Origin of the sequence: Roseixanthobacter glucoisosaccharinicivorans (genome assembly GCF_043195095.2) — a bacterium.
Lineage (GTDB): Bacteria > Pseudomonadota > Alphaproteobacteria > Rhizobiales > Xanthobacteraceae > NCEH01.
This window is the reverse complement of record NZ_CM195538.1, coordinates 2,710,252-2,728,727: the sequence shown is the minus strand read 5'-3', so window position 1 is coordinate 2,728,727 and position 18,476 is coordinate 2,710,252. Positions and strand designations below refer to the sequence as shown.

17 protein-coding genes are annotated in these 18,476 nt (G+C 68.2%); 6 read left to right on the top strand and 11 right to left on the bottom strand.

Going from position 1 to position 18,476, the window contains the following annotated elements; translation table 11 throughout:
* Positions 1-20: 20 nt before the first annotated feature.
* The 3 genes from V5F78_RS12645 to V5F78_RS12635 form a co-directional block, all read right to left on the bottom strand.
* Entirely contained in the window at positions 21-995 is a 975-nt protein-coding gene (locus V5F78_RS12645; RefSeq protein ID WP_394070920.1) for a malate dehydrogenase, read from the bottom strand.
* A gap of 104 nt (positions 996-1,099) precedes the next feature.
* Positions 1,100-2,080 carry an ATP phosphoribosyltransferase gene (hisG, locus tag V5F78_RS12640; protein WP_394070919.1) on the bottom strand — a complete coding sequence of 327 codons (981 nt, stop codon included), beginning with the start codon at positions 2,078-2,080 and terminating at the stop codon, positions 1,100-1,102.
* A complete protein-coding gene (locus tag V5F78_RS12635; protein WP_394070918.1) occupies positions 2,077-3,273 on the bottom strand; it encodes an ATP phosphoribosyltransferase regulatory subunit in 1,197 nt (398 codons plus the stop codon). The genes hisG and V5F78_RS12635 overlap by 4 nt, the downstream gene beginning before the upstream one ends.
* 197 nt (positions 3,274-3,470) lie before the next feature.
* Here V5F78_RS12635 and V5F78_RS12630 point away from each other — a divergent pair, with 197 nt between their 5' ends.
* A complete protein-coding gene (locus V5F78_RS12630; protein ID WP_394070917.1) occupies positions 3,471-3,755 on the top strand; it encodes an exodeoxyribonuclease VII small subunit in 285 nt (94 codons plus the stop codon).
* A gap of 115 nt (positions 3,756-3,870) precedes the next feature.
* Here the strand turns inward: V5F78_RS12630 and V5F78_RS12625 are convergent, their stop codons facing one another.
* Positions 3,871-4,461 (bottom strand): protein-S-isoprenylcysteine O-methyltransferase, encoded by a 591-nt coding sequence (locus V5F78_RS12625; protein WP_394070916.1) that lies wholly within the window; start codon positions 4,459-4,461, stop codon positions 3,871-3,873.
* Positions 4,458-5,834 carry an alpha/beta hydrolase family protein gene (locus tag V5F78_RS12620; RefSeq protein ID WP_394070915.1) on the bottom strand — a complete coding sequence of 459 codons (1,377 nt, stop codon included), beginning with the start codon at positions 5,832-5,834 and terminating at the stop codon, positions 4,458-4,460. The genes V5F78_RS12625 and V5F78_RS12620 overlap by 4 nt, the downstream gene beginning before the upstream one ends.
* 131 nt (positions 5,835-5,965) lie before the next feature.
* On the opposite strand from V5F78_RS12620, the gene V5F78_RS12615 reads away from it, so the two are divergent.
* Positions 5,966-6,859: a glycosyltransferase family 2 protein gene (locus tag V5F78_RS12615; RefSeq protein ID WP_394070914.1), complete on the top strand. Its 894-nt coding sequence runs from the start codon at positions 5,966-5,968 to the stop codon at positions 6,857-6,859.
* Positions 6,860-7,138: 279 nt separating this feature from the next.
* A complete protein-coding gene (gene dxs, locus V5F78_RS12610) occupies positions 7,139-9,058 on the top strand; it encodes a 1-deoxy-D-xylulose-5-phosphate synthase (RefSeq protein ID WP_394070913.1) in 1,920 nt (639 codons plus the stop codon).
* A gap of 116 nt (positions 9,059-9,174) precedes the next feature.
* Here dxs and V5F78_RS12605 read toward each other — a convergent pair whose 3' ends face one another.
* Both V5F78_RS12605 and V5F78_RS12600 read right to left on the bottom strand, forming a co-directional pair.
* Positions 9,175-9,636: a hypothetical protein gene (locus V5F78_RS12605; protein ID WP_394070912.1), complete on the bottom strand. Its 462-nt coding sequence runs from the start codon at positions 9,634-9,636 to the stop codon at positions 9,175-9,177.
* Between the two features lie 102 nt (positions 9,637-9,738).
* Positions 9,739-10,347: a hypothetical protein gene (locus tag V5F78_RS12600; RefSeq protein ID WP_394070911.1), complete on the bottom strand. Its 609-nt coding sequence runs from the start codon at positions 10,345-10,347 to the stop codon at positions 9,739-9,741.
* 184 nt (positions 10,348-10,531) lie between these two features.
* Between V5F78_RS12600 and V5F78_RS12595 the strand changes: the two genes are divergently transcribed.
* Entirely contained in the window at positions 10,532-11,260 is a 729-nt protein-coding gene (locus V5F78_RS12595; RefSeq protein WP_394070910.1) for a TlyA family RNA methyltransferase, read from the top strand.
* A complete protein-coding gene (locus V5F78_RS12590; protein ID WP_394070909.1) occupies positions 11,257-12,480 on the top strand; it encodes a class I SAM-dependent RNA methyltransferase in 1,224 nt (407 codons plus the stop codon). Before V5F78_RS12595 ends, V5F78_RS12590 begins: the two co-directional genes overlap by 4 nt.
* A 422-nt stretch (positions 12,481-12,902) precedes the next feature.
* Here the strand turns inward: V5F78_RS12590 and V5F78_RS12585 are convergent, their stop codons facing one another.
* The 3 genes from V5F78_RS12585 to aroC all read right to left on the bottom strand — a co-directional run bounded on the left by V5F78_RS12585 (position 12,903) and on the right by aroC (position 16,336).
* Positions 12,903-13,730, bottom strand: a complete 828-nt coding sequence (locus tag V5F78_RS12585) for a DUF1194 domain-containing protein (RefSeq protein WP_394070908.1) — start codon at positions 13,728-13,730, stop codon at positions 12,903-12,905.
* Between the two features lie 113 nt (positions 13,731-13,843).
* Positions 13,844-15,154 (bottom strand): 3,4-dihydroxy-2-butanone-4-phosphate synthase, encoded by a 1,311-nt coding sequence (ribB, locus tag V5F78_RS12580; RefSeq protein ID WP_394070907.1) that lies wholly within the window; start codon positions 15,152-15,154, stop codon positions 13,844-13,846.
* A 66-nt stretch (positions 15,155-15,220) separates the two neighbouring features.
* Positions 15,221-16,336 (bottom strand): chorismate synthase, encoded by a 1,116-nt coding sequence (gene aroC, locus V5F78_RS12575; RefSeq protein ID WP_394070906.1) that lies wholly within the window; start codon positions 16,334-16,336, stop codon positions 15,221-15,223.
* Between the two features lie 190 nt (positions 16,337-16,526).
* Between aroC and V5F78_RS12570 the strand changes: the two genes are divergently transcribed.
* Positions 16,527-17,846: a hemolysin family protein gene (locus V5F78_RS12570; protein ID WP_394070905.1), complete on the top strand. Its 1,320-nt coding sequence runs from the start codon at positions 16,527-16,529 to the stop codon at positions 17,844-17,846.
* 44 nt (positions 17,847-17,890) lie between these two features.
* Here the strand turns inward: V5F78_RS12570 and V5F78_RS12565 are convergent, their stop codons facing one another.
* A complete protein-coding gene (locus V5F78_RS12565) occupies positions 17,891-18,475 on the bottom strand; it encodes a histidine phosphatase family protein (RefSeq protein ID WP_394070904.1) in 585 nt (194 codons plus the stop codon).
* Between the last annotated feature and the right edge of the window lies 1 nt (position 18,476).

Here is an 18,476-nt window from a genome sequence, read left to right as displayed (position 1 = left end):
CGTTCAGAGTTTCCGAAAGGTCAGGACTTGAGCGCGTCCAGTTCCTCGGTCAGCTCGGCGACCGTGCGGTCGATCATGGAGCGGGCGAAATCGTCGATCGGCAGGCCGGTGACGCGCTCATAGCTGCCGTTGGCGCAGATCGCGGGAACGCCCGCATAGACGCCTTCGGGAATGCCATAGCTGCCGTCGGAGGGCAGGCCCATGGAGACCCAGTCGCCGTTCGAGCCCTGGAACCAGTCGTGCATGTGGTCGATGGCGGCATTCGCGGCGGATGCGGCGGAGGAAGCGCCGCGCGCCTCGATGATCGCCGTGCCGCGCTTGGCGACCGTGGGGATGAACGTGTCGCGATACCAGGCTTCGTCGTTGATCATCTCGGGCAGGCTCTTGCCGCCGGAGGTGGCGAAGCGCCAGTCGGCGAACATGGTGGGGGAATGATTGCCCCACACGGCCATCTTCTGGATGCTGGCGACCTCGATGCCGGCCTTGGCAGCCAGCTGGGAGAGGGCGCGGTTGTGATCCAGGCGGAGCATCGCGTTGATGTTCTCGCGCGGGAAGTCCGGCGCGTTCTGGGCGAGGATCGCGGCGTTGGTGTTGGCGGGATTGCCAACCACCAGCACGCGGGCGTCGCGGCTCGCCGCTTCGTTCAGGGCGCGGCCCTGCACCTTGAAGATTTCGCCATTGGCCAGCAGCAGGTCGCGCCGCTCCATGCCCTTCGAGCGCGGGCGCGAACCCACCAGGATGGCGGCATCCACGTCGCGGAAGGCGACCTTCGGGTCGTCGGTGATGACGACGTCGGCGAGCAGCGGGAAGGCGCAGTCTTCCAGTTCCATCACCACGCCGCCCACCGCCGCCTGTGCCTGCGGCAAGTCGAGCAGCTGGAGCACCACCGGCTGGTCGGCGCCGAACACGTCGCCGTGCGCAAGACGGAACAGCAGGGAATAGCAAATCTGGCCGGCGGCTCCGGTCACTGCGATACGCTTGGCGGGACGTGTCATGAGGCTGAGCTCCAAAACGGGATCGGACGCGAAAGGGTCCGGCTCCGGCTTATAAGACGGCTTTCGTGACGTTTCAGCAGGCAATTGTTCTAAAGCGCGGGTTCTCAGCTGGCGGCGAGCCGCGCTTCGAGCGCTTCGTAGAGCGGATTGTCCGAGGCGAACACATATTCCATCGCCCCCACCGTGACCATGCTGGCGCCTTGGGCGCGCAGGAAGGTGGCGAGACCGTGCAAGGTGTCCGGCGGGCAATGCAGGGTCAGCATGCCGGATGAGGTCGGCCCGCCGAACGGCGCCACGCAGCGGAACAGCTCCACCGCCTGCGCCACCAGGCCGGCATCGCAGCTGCTGAAACGGGTGCGCACCTCGCGCATGGTGCGGGCGCGCTTTTCCGCCGCCATGCGGTCGAAGATGGCGCGGGCGACGGCGCGGGTTCCCGCATTCCAGGGCGCGGTGAGGGAGGCGACCAGATTGGCCTCCGAGCGCAGCATCACCCCATCGTCCACCACCTTCAGCGCATTGGCGGACAAGGTGGCCCCGGTGGTGGTGATGTCGACGATCAATTCGGCGCTGCCGGCGGCCGGCGTGCCCTCGGTCGCGCCCGCGCTTTCCACGATGCGGTAATCGACGATGCCGTGCCGGGCGAAGAAAGCGCGGGTGAGGTTCACATATTTGGTCGCGACGCGGATGCGCCGGCCGGTGCGGCTGTGGAAATGGCTCGCCACATCGTCCAGGTCGTCCATGGTGCGCACGTCGATCCAGGCCTGCGGCACCGCGACCACCACATTGGCATGGCCGAAGCCGAGCTTCTCCAGCAGCGCGACGCGGGTGTCGGCGTGGGAGATGTTCTCGCGCACCAGATCTTCGCCCGTGACGCCCACATGGGCGGTGCCGGAGGCAAGCGCAGCCGCGATCTCGGACGCGGAGAGATAGGCCACCTCCACATTCTCCACCCCACCGATGGCGCCGCGATAGTCGCGGGCGCCGCGCGCCTGAAGCAGCGGCATGCCGGCGCGGGCGAAGAAGGCCTGCACGTTTTCCTGCAGCCGGCCCTTGGAGGGAACGGCGAGAATCAAGGTGTCGCTCATCGTCCCGCCTCCCCATCGGCCGGGCGTGCCGCGGCCTTGTCCATCGCGGCGCGATCCAGCTGCGCGAGGCGCTCCACCCATGCGGCGAGGCCCACGGCCGGCACGATGGCGCCCCCGCCGAGCCGCTCCAGCAGCCGGTCGTAGCGCCCGCCCGCCACCAGCGGTCCCTCCACGCGCCCGTGCGGGTCGCGCAGCTCGAACACCATGCCGCTGTAATAATCGAGCGGGCGGCCGAAGGCGGCGGAGAATTGGATATCCGAAAGGGCGATGCCGTGGGCGCTGATGAAGCCGGCGCGGCGGTCGAATGCATCGAGCGCGGCGTCGAGCGCGATGCCCGCGTCCTTCGCGAGCGCCCGCAGCCGCGCAGAGGCGTCGTCGGGATTGCCCGTGATCTCCAGGTAGCGGGCGAGGATGACCGCCGTTTCCGACGACAGGCCGTTGCCGGCATCGAGCGAGGCCTGTTCCAGGAATCGCTCGGCGATCTCCGAAACGCTGCGGCCGCCCACCGTGGTGATGCCGGCGATGGAGAGCAGGTCGGTGATCAGCGCCCGCGCGCCTTCCGGATCCGAGCCGGTGAGCGCGTTCAGCACGCCGGCATGGCTCGCGCCATTGGTCGCGCGCTCGGCATTGAGGCGGGTGAGGTCGGCGTCCAGGCTGCTCTGGCCGAAATCCTTCAGCAGCCGCCGCCGCCAGGCCGGGGGAAGGGGCAGGGCTTCCAGCAGCGCCGCGAACAGGGCCACATCGCCGAGATGGATTGACGGGGCCGGGACATTATAGATGGCGCAGGTTTCCAGGCCGAGCGCGAGGATTTCCGCGTCCGCCGCCTCAAGATCGGTCCGGCCGAAGGATTCGACGCCGGCATGGCGGAACTCGCCGCTGCTTTCCCCGCGAAAGCGGAACACCGGGCCGAGATAGCTCACGAAAGTCGGCAGCGGCGCGCCGGACTGGAGCACCTGCCGCGCCACGGGAATGGTCAGGTCTGGCCGCAGGCAGAGTTCCTGCCCGTCCATATCGGTGGTGAGATAGAGCTGGCGGCGGATGGATTCGCCCGAAAGATCCAGGAACACGTCCGCCGGCTGGAGAATGGGCGTGTCGATGCGCACGAAGCCGGCGGCCTCGTAGCGGGCGAGAAGGGCATCGTCCAGGGCGCGGCCTTCGCGCTCGGGAAATCGGCTTTGCGCCTTGGAGGGCATGGAATTCGTCCGCCGGGGTCCGGAGAAGGGCTCAAGTGTTCGCGCGGCTTCTAGCAAAGGCGAAGCCCTCAGGCCACCCCGGCCTGCCCGAAGGGCGCTTAAGCCTCGCGCCCGGCTCGGCTATGGTGCGCGCAAACGATCCGAGGAATCGGCGCGGCCGGTCCGCCTCCGATGCTCGCACGCAAAAAGGAAAGCCCATGGCCGACGCTCCCAAGACTCCCCCGCAGGCCAAAGGCGCCAGCGCCGGCCCGGCGGTCGCGACCCTCTCGTTCGAAATGGCCCTGGCCGAGCTGGAAGGCATCGTGCAGCGCCTGGAGCGCGGCGACGTGCCCCTGGAGGAGAGCATCGCCATCTATGAGCGCGGCGAACTGCTGAAAGCGCGCTGCGATGCGCTGCTGAAAGAGGCCGAGGCGCGGGTCGAGACCATCACCCGCGATTCCGACGGCCGCCCGAGTGGAACGGCGCCGCTCGATCCCGGCTGATCTGTGCCAGGGCGGGACAAGTCCCATCCCGCGTGGCGAACGCGCGGGGAACACAAAGTGTCCGAATCGCGCGCCACGCCGTGTGCGGGCTTTGTTCCTTCTGGCCGGGACCCGCTCAGTAGAGGCCGGGAATGATGCGCTTGGTGCGGGCGCAATAGGCGTCATATTGCGCGCCGAAGGTCTCGCGCATCATCGCCTCTTCCTGGCCGACCCGGAAGAAGAACAGGATGCCGAAGCCGATGAGGCCGGAAAAGCCGGCCAGCAGGTTCGGCAGCAGCAGCGCTTGCGCCACCGCCCATAGGAAGAAGGCGGAATACATGGGGTGGCGCACCTGCGCATACACGCCCGACGTCACCAGCTGATGCGCGTCCTTGATCTCCAGCGTCACCGACCAGTTGCGGCCGAGATCGCGGTGGGTGCGCCAGAACAGCCAGAGCGAGACCGCGAACACGGCGATGCCGGCGGCCACCTGAAGCGGGGACGGGGCATAGCCGAGCCATCGGGGAAAGCCGGTCGCCGCATAGATCGCCGGAATGATGCCGAGCCCGAGCGTGGAGATGGACAGCAGCACCATTTCCCGCGTCGTGCGGTGGCGCCGGTCGGCCACCCGCGCCTTGCGCGCCTTGCGCTCGAACGGCATGCGGATGACGTACCAGGCGATGACGCCGAGCGCCCAGGCCAGTTTTGCGATGGCGAGCGTGCTCATGGGCGCTTCCTGCTCCTGTTTTTGGGATGTTGCCGGGCGCGGCTCCCGGATCTGGGATGTGCCTTGGCGCGCGCCGGCGGCTGCGCGGGGCCGGCGGACGCTGCGGCCGGCTCGGCCGGGGCCGCGCCGCCCACCGCCGTGGATTGCCGGTCGGCCAGGGGAATGAGCGCGCCGTCGGGCGCGAAGATCGCCATCGGCCCGTCCATCTGGCGCACCATTTCGTCGAAGGTCACGGGCGCGCAGATGAAGGCGTAGAAATCGTACGGCGCCTTGCGATCGTTCGCGAGGAAGAACTGGCAGTGCAGCCGCATCACGTCGAAGCGGAAGCGGGCATAGGTCTTGGGCGTCAGCAGGCCGCGAATGGTGATCTGCCGCACGAACGGCCGGCGCCGCCCGTCCGCATTGCCGGCATGGCCGAGCGTGACCGGATTGACCTTGTAAAAGCTGACGATGTCGTCGCGCGCCTGGAATTCCGCCCAGCCGACCGCCGGGGCCGCATGCACCTTGTGCGCGGCGGCCCGCAGCCGGGTGCCGGCGGGATGCAGCGCGAATTTCGCGGTGGTGGAGCCGAGGGTCAGCAGGCGGATCGGGATGCGCGTGCCGAATTTTGGGTCGCGCGCCAGCACCTGCGCCATGAGGCTCACCACATGCATGGCGCCGAGGCTGTGGCCGGCGATGACGATCTCATCCACGCCGCCCTTGCGCGCCACCTCGCGCACCCGCGCCGCGAAGGCGGCGACCCGCGCGTCGATGTCGGGATGCCGGCCCCGCGCGTAATCCACCGAGAATTCCGCAAGATCCAGCGATTGCTTGAGCCGCAGCCGTTTGCCCAGCGTCGCCATGAGGCCGAAGAAAACGCCGGCGGTGGCGATCGCGGCGAGGAGCAGCGCCGGGATCGGGCCGAGCGGCGTGGCGGCCAAATGCGCCGCGCCATAGCCGGCGGCGAGGGCTGCGGCCGTGATGGCGAGCAGCACCACATAGGTCAGAACGAAAAAGATGCCATAGCGGTGGCTGAGGCGGAAATAGCGCACCACCGTGCCGCTCGCGATCATGTCCGCGAGCGCCCGGGTTGTGCCGAGAATGTGCGACCAGCGGCTGCGCGCCATGTCGGCACGCACGAATTCATCCCAGGCGAGCAGCTCGAACCGGGTCTGCGTGGACCAGCCGGGACCCGTGGCGTGGGCATTCCATGTGGCGCCGGTCGCTGTGGGCGCGATGGCGTGATCGCAGCCGGTCTCGACCGTCCACACCTTGGCGAATCGGGCGATCTCGCGGGTGAAGACCTTGTGATGGCCTTCCACGCTCATGGGATCGAAGCCCGCCACGAAGAAGAAATGGCGGCGGAGCGTCTGGTCTGGTTCGTGCACGGCCATGGTCGATGGCCTTCTAACGGAGCGCGGCGCGCGATGAAAGGCCCCGCGCCCGCGCGGCGGGCGTCAGGCCGCGTTGGAGCCGCCGCGCTTGAGTGCTACCACACATGGACCAAGCCCCGCGCGGAGGACCGATGACCTTGACCGACACTGAGGCCAATGATGCGCCGCCGGTGAGCGTGATCCTGGTCTCCTATAACAGCGGCGCGGTGATCGGCCGTGCCATCGCCTCCGTGCCCGAAGGGTGCGAGGTGATCGTGGTGGACAATGCGAGCCCGCAGGGCACCCCCTTCATGGCCGATCTGGCGCGGCCCGCCCGGCTGATTGCCCTGCCGCGCAACCTCGGCTTCGGCACCGCCTGCAATGAAGGCGCGCGGGCGGCGCGGGGCGAGTATGTCTTCTTCCTCAATCCCGACGCGGCCCTGGCGCCGGACGCTCTGGAGCGCCTGGTGGCGGCGGAACGGGCCTATGGCCCGGCGATCATCATGCCGTCCATCCTCGGCGAGACCGGCCGGCCGATGCGCAAGGAAGGCTCGATTCTCGAGCCGGTGGCGCGCGGCGCGCGGCTGAAGGCGGAGGAGATCGCGGGCGATTATTGCACGCGGTTCGTGCACGGAGCCGCCTTCCTCATGAAGCGCCAGGCGTTTTTGGACCTCGGCGGGTTCGACGAGCAGATTTTCCTCTACCACGAGGACGACGACCTCGCCCTGCGGGCGCTGGCGCGCGATTTGCCCATCGTCGTGGTGCCGGGCGCGCAGGTGTCCCACAGCGGCGGGAAATCCAGTACCGGCTCCTGGGGCGCGACCTTCGCCATCAATCGCTACAAGAAGCGTTCGGAACTCTATGTGCGCCGCAAGTACGGGCGCGCGCCTCACATGGCGAAGGACGCCCTGCGCCTCGTTGGCGGCTGCCTGCTCGCGCTGGCGACCTTCGATATCCACCGCTTCATGATCCGCGCGGGCAAGCTCGCCGGCCTGCTGGACGGGCCGGGGGCGCCCACAGGGTCGGGGCGGGAGGAGCGGCGCTGACGCCCGTTTCAGGCGTGCCGCCCGCCGGATGAATGGTTAACGGCGCTGGCCGTGTGCGTTGCACATGCCTATGTGTGTGTGTAAGGCTTTTTATCCCGGCAAGGCCGGGTGCGATCCCCGGCTCAGCCGCTCGGGTCGATGCAAGCACCGGCGGTACTGGCGGATTATGGGGCCGGCGCTGCCGGAAGACGAACAGGGCCGGCGCCGCCGGCGGATTATCAGGGCCGGCGCTGCCGGAAGACAATAGGGCCGGCGCTGCCGGCATGTGCGGAGTGTTCCGTGACCGCTTCCAAGACCCCGCTTCTCGATACGGTGCGCAGCCCGGCTGATGTGCGACGCCTGCCCGACGAAAAGCTGCCCCAGCTCGCCGACGAGCTGCGCCTTGAGACCATCGACGCCGTGTCCGTCACCGGCGGACACCTGGGCGCGGGTCTCGGCGTGGTGGAATTGTCGGTGGCGCTGCATCACGTTTTCGATACCCCGCACGACCGCCTGATCTGGGACGTGGGGCACCAGTGCTATCCCCACAAGATCCTCACCGAGCGGCGCGACCGCATCCGCACCCTGCGCCAGGGCGGGGGCCTCTCCGGCTTCACCCAGCGCGCCGAGAGCGTGTACGACCCGTTCGGCGCGGCCCATTCCTCCACCTCCATTTCCGCCGGCCTCGGCATGGCGGTGGCGCGCGACCTCTCCGGCGAGGAGCGCAACATCGTCTGCGTCATCGGCGACGGCGCCATGTCGGCGGGCATGGCCTATGAGGCCATGAACAATGCCGGCGCCATGGACAGCCGGCTGATCGTCATCCTCAACGACAATGACATGTCGATCGCCCCGCCCACGGGCGCCATGTCGGCTTATCTCGCCCGGCTGATTTCCGGGCGCACCTATCTCTCCCTGCGGGAGATCGGCAAGCAGCTCGCCGGCCACATGCCGAAATTCGTCGAGCGCGGCGCCCAGCGGGCGGAGGAGTTCGCGCGCGGCTTCTGGACCGGCGGCACGCTGTTCGAGGAGATGGGCTTCTATTACGTGGGCCCCATCGACGGCCATAATTTCGAGCACCTGCTGCCCGTGCTGCGCAATGTGCGCGACGCCAAGACCGGGCCGATCCTGGTTCATGTGGTGACGCAGAAGGGCAAGGGCTACGCGCCCGCCGAGGCCTCCGCCGACAAATATCATGGCGTCGTGAAGTTCGACGTGGTGACCGGCGCGCAGGTCAAGGCCAAGTCCAACGCGCCGACCTATACCCGCGTATTCGCCGAGAGCCTCATCAACGAGGCGCGGCACGACGACAAGGTGGTGGCCATCACCGCCGCCATGCCGAGCGGAACCGGGCTCGATCTGTTCGGCCAGGCATTCCCCAACCGCACCTTCGACGTCGCGATCGCCGAGCAGCACGCGGTGACGTTCGCGGCCGGGCTCGCGGCGGAAGGCTACAAGCCGTTCTGCGCGCTCTATTCCACCTTCCTCCAGCGGGCCTATGACCAGGTGGTGCACGACGTGGCGCTCCAGGGCCTGCCGGTGCGCTTTGCCATCGACCGGGCCGGCCTCGTGGGCGCGGACGGCGCGACGCACGCCGGGGCGTACGATGTCGCCTTTCTCGGCTGCCTGCCGGGCTTCACCATTATGGCCCCGTCCGACGAGGCCGAGCTGACCCACATGATCGCGACCGCCGTTGCGTTCGACGAGGGGCCGAGCGCCATCCGCTTTCCGCGCGGCGAAGGCGTGGGCGTGGAGCGGCCGGAGCGGGGCGAGGTGCTGCCCATCGGGCGCGGCCGCCTTCTGCGCGAGGGTACGGACGTGGCGCTGGTCGGCCTCGGCACGCGGGTTGCCGCCTGCCTTGCGGCGGCGGAGCGGCTGGCGGATCTCGGCATTTCGGCGAGCGTCGCCGACGCGCGTTTCGCCAAGCCCATCGACCAGGACCTCATCGGCCGCCTCGCATGCGAACATGCGGCGCTGATTACGGTGGAGGAGGGCTCCATCGGCGGCTTCGGCAGCCAGGTCATGCAGTTCCTGAGCGATGCCGGGGCGCTGGATCGCGGCCTGAAGCTGCGCGCCATGGTGCTGCCGGACATCTATATCGACCAGGAGACGCCGGCCCGGCAGATCGCCCAGGCCGGGCTCGACGCCGACGGCATCGTGGCCAAGGTGCTCTCGGTGCTGCAGCGCCCCGACCGTATCGGCTTAACCCGGCGGGCCTGAATCAAGGCCCCGGGCCGCTCTTACCCAGGGCGGCTTCGACCCGGTCGTCCTCCACCTGATCCTCATCGGCCCGACCTTGCGGCCGGGCCCGATGTTCCGCCCGTGATGGTGCGACTTCAGTTCTTGCAGGCGCTTTCGAACGCGCCATAGGCTTCCGGCGCGCCGGCGAGCGCCACCTGCTGCTTGGCGCCCTTGGTCTCGACCACCAGGAGCTTGCCGCCGGCGAGCAGGGCCTTCACGTCGGTCATCTTGGCGCCGGCTTCCACGTCCACGGCGCCGCTTTCCTCATTGGCGACCGCGTGGCCGGCCAGTTCCTTCTTCACCTTGCCGGCGGTCAGCACCATGCGGGTAGCCTCTTCCGCCTTCAGCCCCTTGGAGCCGATGTAGGAGCTGACAAGGACCATGTCCTTGCCCTTGTCGCAGGTGAAGCTGATGATCGACTCGTCCGTCTCCGGCACGCCGAAAGTCAGGGTCGCCCCGGTATCGCTGTTGCTGCTGGCCCATTGCATCTTCACCTGGGCTGCCGCGGGCATCGCGGAGGCGGCGAGAAGCGCGAGCGCGAGGACCTTACGATACATGCTCAATTCCTCACAAAATGGCGCGGGATCATAACCGTCCGCCGGAAAAGGGGAAGCCGGTGGGGCCGGGCACGTGCCAGCGTGGTGAATATCGGTCTTATGCTACCGGGACGCGAGGCATGCGCGCTCGAAATCCTGAAGCCGGGTCCGCGCGCCAGTGAGCGGCAGCGTCTGCGTCTGGCCCGCCAGCCGGATGGTGAGGGTCTCCCCGTCGCGGAAAATGTCGAACACGCGCGGCTCCAGGCTCACCGCCGCCTCCACCACCAGCAGGCCGTCGCTGGAGCCTTGAAAGGCGCTCGCCGCCAGTTCCAGATGGCGCTTGCCGCTGGACAGAGACAGCGCGACCCCGTCGCCGGAGCGGATCTTGGTGGAATTCACCTCCAGCGCGATCTGCAGCAATTGCGCCGAGGGCTGGCAGGTCGCGGCGAACGCCGGATCGGCGGCACGGGGCTGCCCGAAGCGCAGCACATAAGTGTCATCCCCGCGCACCAGGCTCCACACGCGCGTGTCGGCGGGCATCTGGGTCTTGGACGCGTTGCCCTTGGACGTGTTGGTCTTGCCGGAACTGGATTTGCCGGAACTGGATTTGGAGGCCTTGCCGGAGCTGGACTTGCCGGTGTGGGCCTGGGAACTGTTGGCTTGTGCACTGCCGGCCCAGATGGGCATCGCGGCAAGCACAAAGGCGCAGCACGCTGCGAGGGCGATACGCATACATTCTCCCATCGGGCAGCCGGCGCGTCCCCTCAAGGTCGCCCGCTCCGTCGCTTGCCGTTTGCCTCTCCCCCAGCCATCGCATATCACGACCGGCCGGCCGCGCGCGACAGATTTGCACGGCTGGCTTAACGCGGGCGCGGCTCCCTTGGCGCGCCGCGGTTCCTTGAATGCGGGTGTGGTCATGGCGCGGCAGCGCATCGACAAGCTTCTGGTGGCGCGCGGCCTGTTCGACAGCCGGGCGCGCGCGCAGGCCGCCATCCTGGCGGGGCAGGTGCATGCCGATGGCAAGCCGGTCGCCAAGCCCTCCGACGAGGTGGCGGAGGATGCGGCCATCGAGGCGCGGGACATTCACCCCTTCGTCTCACGCGGCGGACTGAAGCTGGAAGCCGCGCTGGAGGCCTTCGCCTTGGATCCGGCAGGGTGCGTGGCGCTGGATGTCGGCGCCTCCACCGGAGGCTTCACGGATGTGCTGCTGCGGCGCGGGGCGCGGCGCGTCTATGCGGTGGACGTGGGGCACGACCAGTTCCACGCGCGCCTGCGTGGCAATCCCGACGTGGTGCTGCTGGAAGGCACGGATGCCCGCAGCCTGGATCGCGAAAAGGTGCCCGAGCCGGTCGATCTGGTGGTGATCGACGTCAGCTTCATCTCGCTCGCCCTGGTCTTGCCGGCGGCGCTCGCCTTGGCCGCGCCCGGTGCGCGCCTCGCGGCGCTGGTGAAGCCGCAGTTCGAGGCCGGCCCGGCCCATGTGCGCAAGGGCATCGTGCGCGATGCCGCCATCCATGCCGCCGTCTGCGCGCGCGTCCGCGAGAGCGTCGAGGCGCTGGGCTGGAGCGTCACGGGCCTCATTCCCTCGCCCATCACGGGGGGCGACGGCAATCATGAATTCCTGATCGGGGCGGTGAAGCCATGATGGAAGCCGTCATCGCCCGCATGGGCGCGCAGGGAGATGCGATTGCCGAGACGGCAGAAGGCCCGCTGTTCGCCGCTTATGCCCTGCCGGGGGAAACCGTGGTCGGGGTGCGAGAGAAGGACCGGCTGAAGGTGGAAACCATCGTTTCCGCCAGCCCGGACCGCGCGGTGCCGGTGTGCTCCCATTTCGGCGTGTGCGGCGGGTGCCTGCTCCAGCATTGGCGCGCCGCGCCCTATCAGGCGTGGAAGCGCTCCCTGGTGGTGGAGGCGCTGGCGCGCGAGGGCATCACCGCGCCCGTGGGCGATCTGATCGACGCCCATGGCGCAGGCCGGCGGCGGGCGATCTTTCATGCCCGCCAATATGGCGCGCGCACCGTGGTGGGCTTCGCCGAGCGCAAGTCCCACGCCATGGTGGCGCTGCGCGAATGCCCGGTTCTCGCACCGGGCCTTGGCCGCGCGCTCGCCGCCGCCCAGGCCGTGGCCGATGCTCTGGCGCCCTTGAAGAAGCCGCTGGATCTGCATGTCACCGCCACCGAGACCGGGCTTGACCTCGACGTGCGCGGTTCCGGCCCGCTGCCGCCGGACCTGATGGTGGAACTCGGCGCGCTCGCCGAAACCTTCGATCTCGCCCGCCTGACCCGCCATGGGGAATTGGTGCTCCAGCGCATCGCGCCGGTGCTGACCATGGGGCTCGCGCGCGTCGAGCTGCCGCCGGCCTCCTTCCTCCAGGCGACGCAATTGGGCGAGGAGACACTGGCGGGGCTGGCGCTCGGCGCGGTCGAGGGGGCAAAGCGCGTCGCCGACTTGTTCTGCGGCGTCGGCACCTTCGCGCTCCGCCTCGCCCAGACGGCCCGGGTGAGCGCATATGAGAGCAACGCCCCCGCGGTCGCGGCCTTGCAGCGCGCCGCAAAGGCCACCGCCCGCCTCAAGGGTGTGGAGGGCGAGGTGCGCGACCTGTTCCGCCGTCCGCTGGTGGCGGAGGAACTGGCCCGCTTCGACGCGGTGGTGATCGACCCGCCGCGCCAGGGGGCGGAGGCGCAGGCGCGGGAGCTGGCGCGATCCAAGGTCGCGCGGCTGGCCTATGTCTCGTGCAGCGCAGTCACCTTCGCCCGCGACGCCCGCCTCCTCGCCGAGGGCGGCTTCGTGTTGCGGTCGGTGACGCCGGTGGACCAGTTCCGCTATTCGCCCCATGTGGAACTGGTGGGCGTGTTCTCCCGGTAGGGATCGGATCGACATTCAGCGGCGCGGTGGATCGCCGAGGCACTGACGTTAGGTGAACGCGACTGTCTTGCATCGACTGGGGGTCATCTTTCGCGCGTCATGGCCGGGCGTGTCCCGGCCATCCCCGCCGGGCCGTAGCTGCGAGCCCTGAAAAGCCGGTGCCAGCGGTGCCGCGTGGATGCACGGGACAGGCCCGTGCATGACGATGCTCTGCCGCACCGGCGTCAGGCCATGAATGGCGATTGGTCCTCGAACCGGATTCAGCCCTCGCCGAAATGAGCCAATATTCGGCTGAAATGGCGGTTTGTTCCGGCGGCAGGGCGCGGAGATGTGCCAGTAAACCGATGTTCGTCTGCGCCAAGTCATTGTTTCACGTGAAACATTTTACGCTGGCCGGGGGCGGGGGCCGCTTCGTGGCCCGATCAATTGTTCCAATGCTCCTGCCACAAGCGCTCGCCGATGAGGCAGGAAACGCGGGCCGGCTGCACCACCTTGATCACGGGAAGGCGGGGCGCGGGCGGCTCGATCCCCGCCACCTCCAGCACCAGCTTGGTCTTGATCGCACGGGCGAATTCGGCCTGTTCCCGCACCGGAATGACGAAGGCGCCTGGGCCGCCGATCACGCAATCCTCGTAATAGAGATCGAGGTCGGCGATATCGAGGATCGAGTTTGAGGCCCGTTTCAGCAGCAATGGCAAGCCGTTAATGGTGATGCCGCGCGCCACCACCTGGTCGCGCGCCAATTCCACCGGCCGCCCCTGGTTGTTCACGCCGTCCCCGGACACGTCGATCACCCTGCGCAAGGGGCGAAAGCCGCTGTCCTTGAAAAGATCGGCGGCGAACAGCAGGCCGCTGGAAATGGAGGTGCGGTAGACCCGGCGCAGCGGTGCGGCGCGGATCGCTTCGGAGACCCTGCGGGCGCTCTCCGGTCCGTCGATCACCTGCCAGGGGATGACCACCTTCTGCTCGTGCTCGCCGGCCCATTCCATATAAGTCAAGGCGATACGGCCGTTGGGACCGAGCCGCAGGGCATCCAGGAATTCAGCCGAGACAAGGGCCGAGGCATAACCCTCGCGCTGCAGCGCCTGCTCGTCCGGGTCCATGGAGAAGGAGACGTCCACCGCCAGCACCAGCTGGACATCGACCGGCAGGTCCGCGGCGGCCGCCGGCGTCGACGCCAGGAACAGCAGGCCGAGCCATGCAAGCCAAAGGGCCGGGGGGCGGGGCCGGCATGCGATCTGCTGGGTCATGGCGCCTCCGGGAGGTGTCAGCCGCGACGAACGATCGACGCATGCTGCCACCTTCCCCGGTGCCGCAAAAGAGGCGGGCCGCCGCTTTTATCGGCCAGCGGCTGTCTGCAGCGTCAGCTTTCCAGGTGCTCGGTCTCGACGATCTCGATGCCGAAGCCGGCAAGCCCCACATAAGTGCGGGCCTTTGAGGCCAGCAGGCGGATCGAGACGATGCCGAGATCACGCAGGATCTGTGCGCCAAGGCCGACCTCGCGCCAGTGGCGATCGCGCTCCAGCTCGCTCGGCGTCTTCTCGCCGGGACCCATGGCCGTGGGCGGAACGCCGGCCGTGCCGTCGCGCAGATACACCAGAACGCCCCGACCCTCGGTCTTGATGCGTTCCAGCGCCTTCTGGATCACCTTGGCCCCCATAAAGGCATCCGCCACCGGATCAGCGCGATGCAGGCGCACCAGCACCTTCTCGCCATCGCCGATGCGGCCGTGGACGAGGGCCAGATGGTTCACGGAATCGAACGGGGTGATGAAGGAGAACCCCTGCAATTCGCCGACGCTGGTGGGCACCGGGAATTCGGCCGAGCGGGTGACGAGCTTCTCGCGTGCCTGGCGATAGGCGATCAGATCCGCGACGGAAATGCGGTGGAGATTGTGCTTCTCGGCGAAGGCGGTCACCTGCGGACCGCGCTGCACCGTGCCGTCGTCATTCACCAATTCGGCGATCACGCCGATCGGCGGAAGGCCGGCGAGACGGCACAGATCCACCGCCGCTTCGGTATGGCCCGAGCGCATGAGCACGCCGCCATCCTTGGCGATCAAGGGGAACACATGGCCCGGGCGCACGAAATCGCCAGCGCCCATGTTGGGATTGGCGAGCGCGCGCACGGTGTTGGTGCGCTCCTCCGCCGAAATGCCAGTGGTGGTGCCGTGCCGCACGTCGATGGAGACGGTGAAGGCCGTTCCCATGGGGGCATCATTGTTCGCCACCATGGGCTCCAGCCGCAGACGCTTGGCCTCGGAGGCGGGCACGGGCGTGCAGACGATGCCGGAGGTATTGCGGATGACGAAGGCCATCTTCTCGGGCGTGGCGAGGGAGGCGGCGAGGATGAGGTCGCCCTCGTTCTCACGGTCGTCATCGTCGGTGACCACGACCATCTCGCCACGGGCAATGGCTTCGATGGCAAGCTGGACGCGGGATTGAACGGTATCGGTCACGGGCAAACCTCGGATGCGGGGCGCGGGCAGGCCGAGAAAGTCGTTGGGCGTCACGGCGTGGCCCGTGGCCTCGGCGATCCGCTCGGCGGTTTCGCGGGAGATCCACGCGCGCGCGTCGTTGCACAGCGCCGTCACGCTAGCGGGCGAAAGGCCCACCTGCCTGGCAAAGGCGCTCCGCTTGGTCCCGGTGCTTTCGAGCCATTCCGCGAGCTTCATATCGGGAAGCTAGCAGCAGCATTATTCAGTGACAATGAAATTTAGAGAAATTCACTGTTACTGAAATCAGGCCTGCGGGAAGGGCCATATGGGTGGCGCTCCCACCTGTCCGCGATGGCGCAAGAGATGATCCGCCAGCACGCACGACATCATGGCCTCGCCCACCGGCACGGCACGGATGCCGACGCAGGGATCGTGCCGGCCTTTGGTGATGAGATCGGTCTCGGCGCCGAACTTGTCCACGGTGCGGCGCGGGGTGAGAATCGAGGAAGTGGGCTTCACCGCGAACCGCGCGACGATGGGCGCGCCGGTGGAAATTCCGCCCAGGATGCCGCCGGCATGGTTTGACAGAAACGCGGGGTGCCCCTCATTGCCGAGCCGCATCTCGTCGGCATTCTCCTCCCCTGTGAGGCGCGCGGCGTTGAAGCCCTCGCCGATCTCCACGCCCTTGACCGCATTGATGCCCATGAAGGCGGCGGCAAGATCGGCGTCAAGCTTGGCGTAAAGCGGCGCGCCGAGGCCGGCGGGCACACCTTCCGCCACCACTTCCACTACCGCGCCAACCGACGAGCCGCGCTTGCGAATGGCGTCGAGATAGTCCGTCCACAATGGCACGGTGTCAGGGTCGGGGCAGAAGAAGGGGTTCTCGTCCACCTGCTCCCAATCCCAGCGGGCGCGGTCGATCTCGATCTCGCCGATGCGCACCAGAGCCGCGCGCACCTGGGTCTGCGGCAGCACCTTGGCAGCCAGCGCGCCGGCGGCCACCCGCGTCGCTGTCTCGCGCGCCGAGGAGCGCCCGCCGCCGCGGTGGTCGCGGATGCCGTATTTGATGTCGTACGTGAAATCCGCATGGCCCGGCCGGTAGCTGCCGGCGATGTCGGAATAATCCTTCGAGCGCTGGTCCACATTCTCGATCAGCATGGCGACCGGCGTGCCGGTGGTCACGAGCCCGCCCTCGGGATGGTCCAGGGTGCCGGAGATGATCCGCACCTGGTCCGGTTCGCGCCGCTGGGTGGTGAAGCGCGACTGGCCGGGCCGGCGGCGATCAAGCGCGGCCTGGATGTCCTCCAGCGCGAAACGAAGACCCGGCGGGCAGCCGTCCACCACGCAGCCGATGGCGGCGCCGTGGCTCTCGCCAAAGGTCGTGACCCGGAACATATGGCCGAACGTATTGAAGGACATGGCCTGCCTGCGTGATGTGCTGAGGTTGTCTAGGTCGCTCCAGGCAAAAGCACAATGTCCGCGGCGCCTGCTCCGGTCGCGCGCCCGCCGCGATAAAGCCGCGCGGCGGCGCGAAAATACCGCACGGCCTCGCCCATTGCGGCGCGGCTGTGCTATGCAGGAGCGGACGGAAGGGTCCGATTTTCCCGCCATGCCCATCATCGAAATTTTGATAGTCCTTTTCCTCGTTCTCCTGAACGCCGTTCTCGCTGCTGCGGAACTGTCCATCGTCTCGGCCCGGCCCGCGCGGCTGCGCCACAAGGCGGACAATGGTCACAAAGGTGCGAAGGCCGCGCTCGCCCTGGGAGCGGAGCCCGGCCGCTTCCTGTCCACCGTTCAAATCGGCATCACGCTGATTGGCATTCTGGCGGGTGCCTTCTCCGGCGCAAGCCTCGGAGCCTATCTGGGTCAGGTTCTGGAGGGCGCGGGCGTTGCTGCGCGGCTCGCCGAACCGATCGGCTATGCCGTGGCGGTGGCGGGCATTACCTATGTCTCGCTCGTGGTGGGCGAGCTCATTCCTAAGCGGCTCGCGCTTCAGAACCCCGAACGTCTCGCCTGCATCGTCGCGCCCATGATGGTCGGCCTCGCAAAGGTCGGCGCGCCGGTGGTGTGGGTGCTGGACGTCTCCACGCGCGGCGTGCTGCGGCTGCTCGGCAATTCGGGCGGCCAGGAAGGCGGCGTGACGGATGAGGAAATCCGCGCCATCATCAACGAGGCCGAGACCGCCGGTGTCATCGAGCCCGCCGAGCGGCGCATGATATCCGGCGTCATGCGCCTTGCGGACCGCCCCGTCACCGCGATCATGACGCCGCGGCCGGATGTGGAATGGGTGGATATTTCCGGCAGCGCCGAGGATGTGCGCGACATCCTCCTGTCCACACCGCACAGCCGCCTGCCGGCCTGCGACAAGTCTCCCGAGGAGACGGTGGGCGTAATCCAGGCGAAGCGCCTGCTCGACGCTTATCTGAAGGGCGAAACGCCCGATCCGCGCACCTTCGTACAGCCGGTCACCTTCCTGGTGGAGACCGTGGGCGCGCTGGAGGCGATGCGCACCTTGCGCGGCGCCGAGGTGCCCATGGGCATCGTGGTCGACGAATATGGCGACATGGTCGGGGTGGTGACGGGCTATGACCTGCTGGCGGCCATCACCGGCTCCATCTCCGACGACAATCAGCACGACGAACCCCATGTCGTGGAACGCCAGGACGGCTCATTCCTGATCTCCGGCGATGCGCCCGTCGACGAACTGCGCGAAGTGCTTCAGCTGAATTTCCCGGTCGACCGTGGCTTTCACACCGTGGCCGGTTTCGCCCTGTCGCAGATCAAGGAATTGCCACAGGTGGGCGCGGTGTTCGATTCGCTGGGCTGGCGCTTTGAGATCGTCGACATGGACGGGCGGCGGATCGACAAGCTGCTGGTCTCGCGTCCCCCTGTGCTGCACCGCCAGAAGACCACCGGCGCGGCGCACTGAGCCCTGCCGGTATCTTTTGCGCGCGGTCGCTGCCCCGCGCTCTGTTATTCGGCGACGCGGAAACCGCCGCCGGACAGCACATAGACCGCGCCCTGGCGCACCGGCAGGAGCGCCGCTTCTTCCTGCGGCATGCCGGCCCTCGTGTGAAGCAGGGCGCGAATGACTCCACCATGGGTCACCACGACCGCGTCCTCGTCCTTCAGGCGGTCCAGCGCGGTGCCGGCGCGCACGCACAGCATTTCATAGCTTTCCCCGTCAGGCGGCACGAAGGTCCACGGTGCCAGCTCCCGCGCGCGCACCGCAAGGCTGTCGCGCCGCTTCAGCTCGGGCCAGGTGCTGCCTTCCCAGCGTCCGAAGGACAGCTCGGCGAGATGGGGATCCAGATGATAGCCGGCGGCCGGCAGATCGAGGGCCGTGCGCAGGATGCGCATGGTCTCAACCGCCCGCATCAGCGGGCTGGACACGAAGGTCAGCGGTGCCACGTCGCCAGCCAGCTGGTGGAGCACCCGGCCCACCTGCGCGGCCTGTGCGCGGCCGAGGCTGTTCAGCGGAATGTCGTGCCGCCCCTGCAGCCGGCCAGCGACGTTCCAATCGGTTTCTCCGTGGCGAACCAGGAACAGGCGCGCCATC

Coding starts and splice junctions, on each gene's coding strand:
- V5F78_RS12645 (WP_394070920.1), bottom strand. CDS start 995: ATGACACGTCCCGCCAAGCGTATCGCAGTGACCGGAGCCGCCGGCCAG.
- hisG (WP_394070919.1), bottom strand. CDS start 2,080: ATGAGCGACACCTTGATTCTCGCCGTTCCCTCCAAGGGCCGGCTGCAG.
- V5F78_RS12635 (WP_394070918.1), bottom strand. CDS start 3,273: ATGCCCTCCAAGGCGCAAAGCCGATTTCCCGAGCGCGAAGGCCGCGCC.
- V5F78_RS12630 (WP_394070917.1), top strand. CDS start 3,471: ATGGCCGACGCTCCCAAGACTCCCCCGCAGGCCAAAGGCGCCAGCGCC.
- V5F78_RS12625 (WP_394070916.1), bottom strand. CDS start 4,461: ATGAGCACGCTCGCCATCGCAAAACTGGCCTGGGCGCTCGGCGTCATC.
- V5F78_RS12620 (WP_394070915.1), bottom strand. CDS start 5,834: ATGGCCGTGCACGAACCAGACCAGACGCTCCGCCGCCATTTCTTCTTC.
- V5F78_RS12615 (WP_394070914.1), top strand. CDS start 5,966: ATGACCTTGACCGACACTGAGGCCAATGATGCGCCGCCGGTGAGCGTG.
- V5F78_RS12605 (WP_394070912.1), bottom strand. CDS start 9,636: ATGTATCGTAAGGTCCTCGCGCTCGCGCTTCTCGCCGCCTCCGCGATG.
- V5F78_RS12600 (WP_394070911.1), bottom strand. CDS start 10,347: ATGCGTATCGCCCTCGCAGCGTGCTGCGCCTTTGTGCTTGCCGCGATG.
- V5F78_RS12595 (WP_394070910.1), top strand. CDS start 10,532: ATGGCGCGGCAGCGCATCGACAAGCTTCTGGTGGCGCGCGGCCTGTTC.
- V5F78_RS12590 (WP_394070909.1), top strand. CDS start 11,257: ATGATGGAAGCCGTCATCGCCCGCATGGGCGCGCAGGGAGATGCGATT.
- V5F78_RS12585 (WP_394070908.1), bottom strand. CDS start 13,730: ATGACCCAGCAGATCGCATGCCGGCCCCGCCCCCCGGCCCTTTGGCTT.
- ribB (WP_394070907.1), bottom strand. CDS start 15,154: ATGAAGCTCGCGGAATGGCTCGAAAGCACCGGGACCAAGCGGAGCGCC.
- aroC (WP_394070906.1), bottom strand. CDS start 16,336: ATGTCCTTCAATACGTTCGGCCATATGTTCCGGGTCACGACCTTTGGC.
- V5F78_RS12570 (WP_394070905.1), top strand. CDS start 16,527: ATGCCCATCATCGAAATTTTGATAGTCCTTTTCCTCGTTCTCCTGAAC.
- V5F78_RS12565 (WP_394070904.1), bottom strand. CDS start 18,475: ATGGCGCGCCTGTTCCTGGTTCGCCACGGAGAAACCGATTGGAACGTC.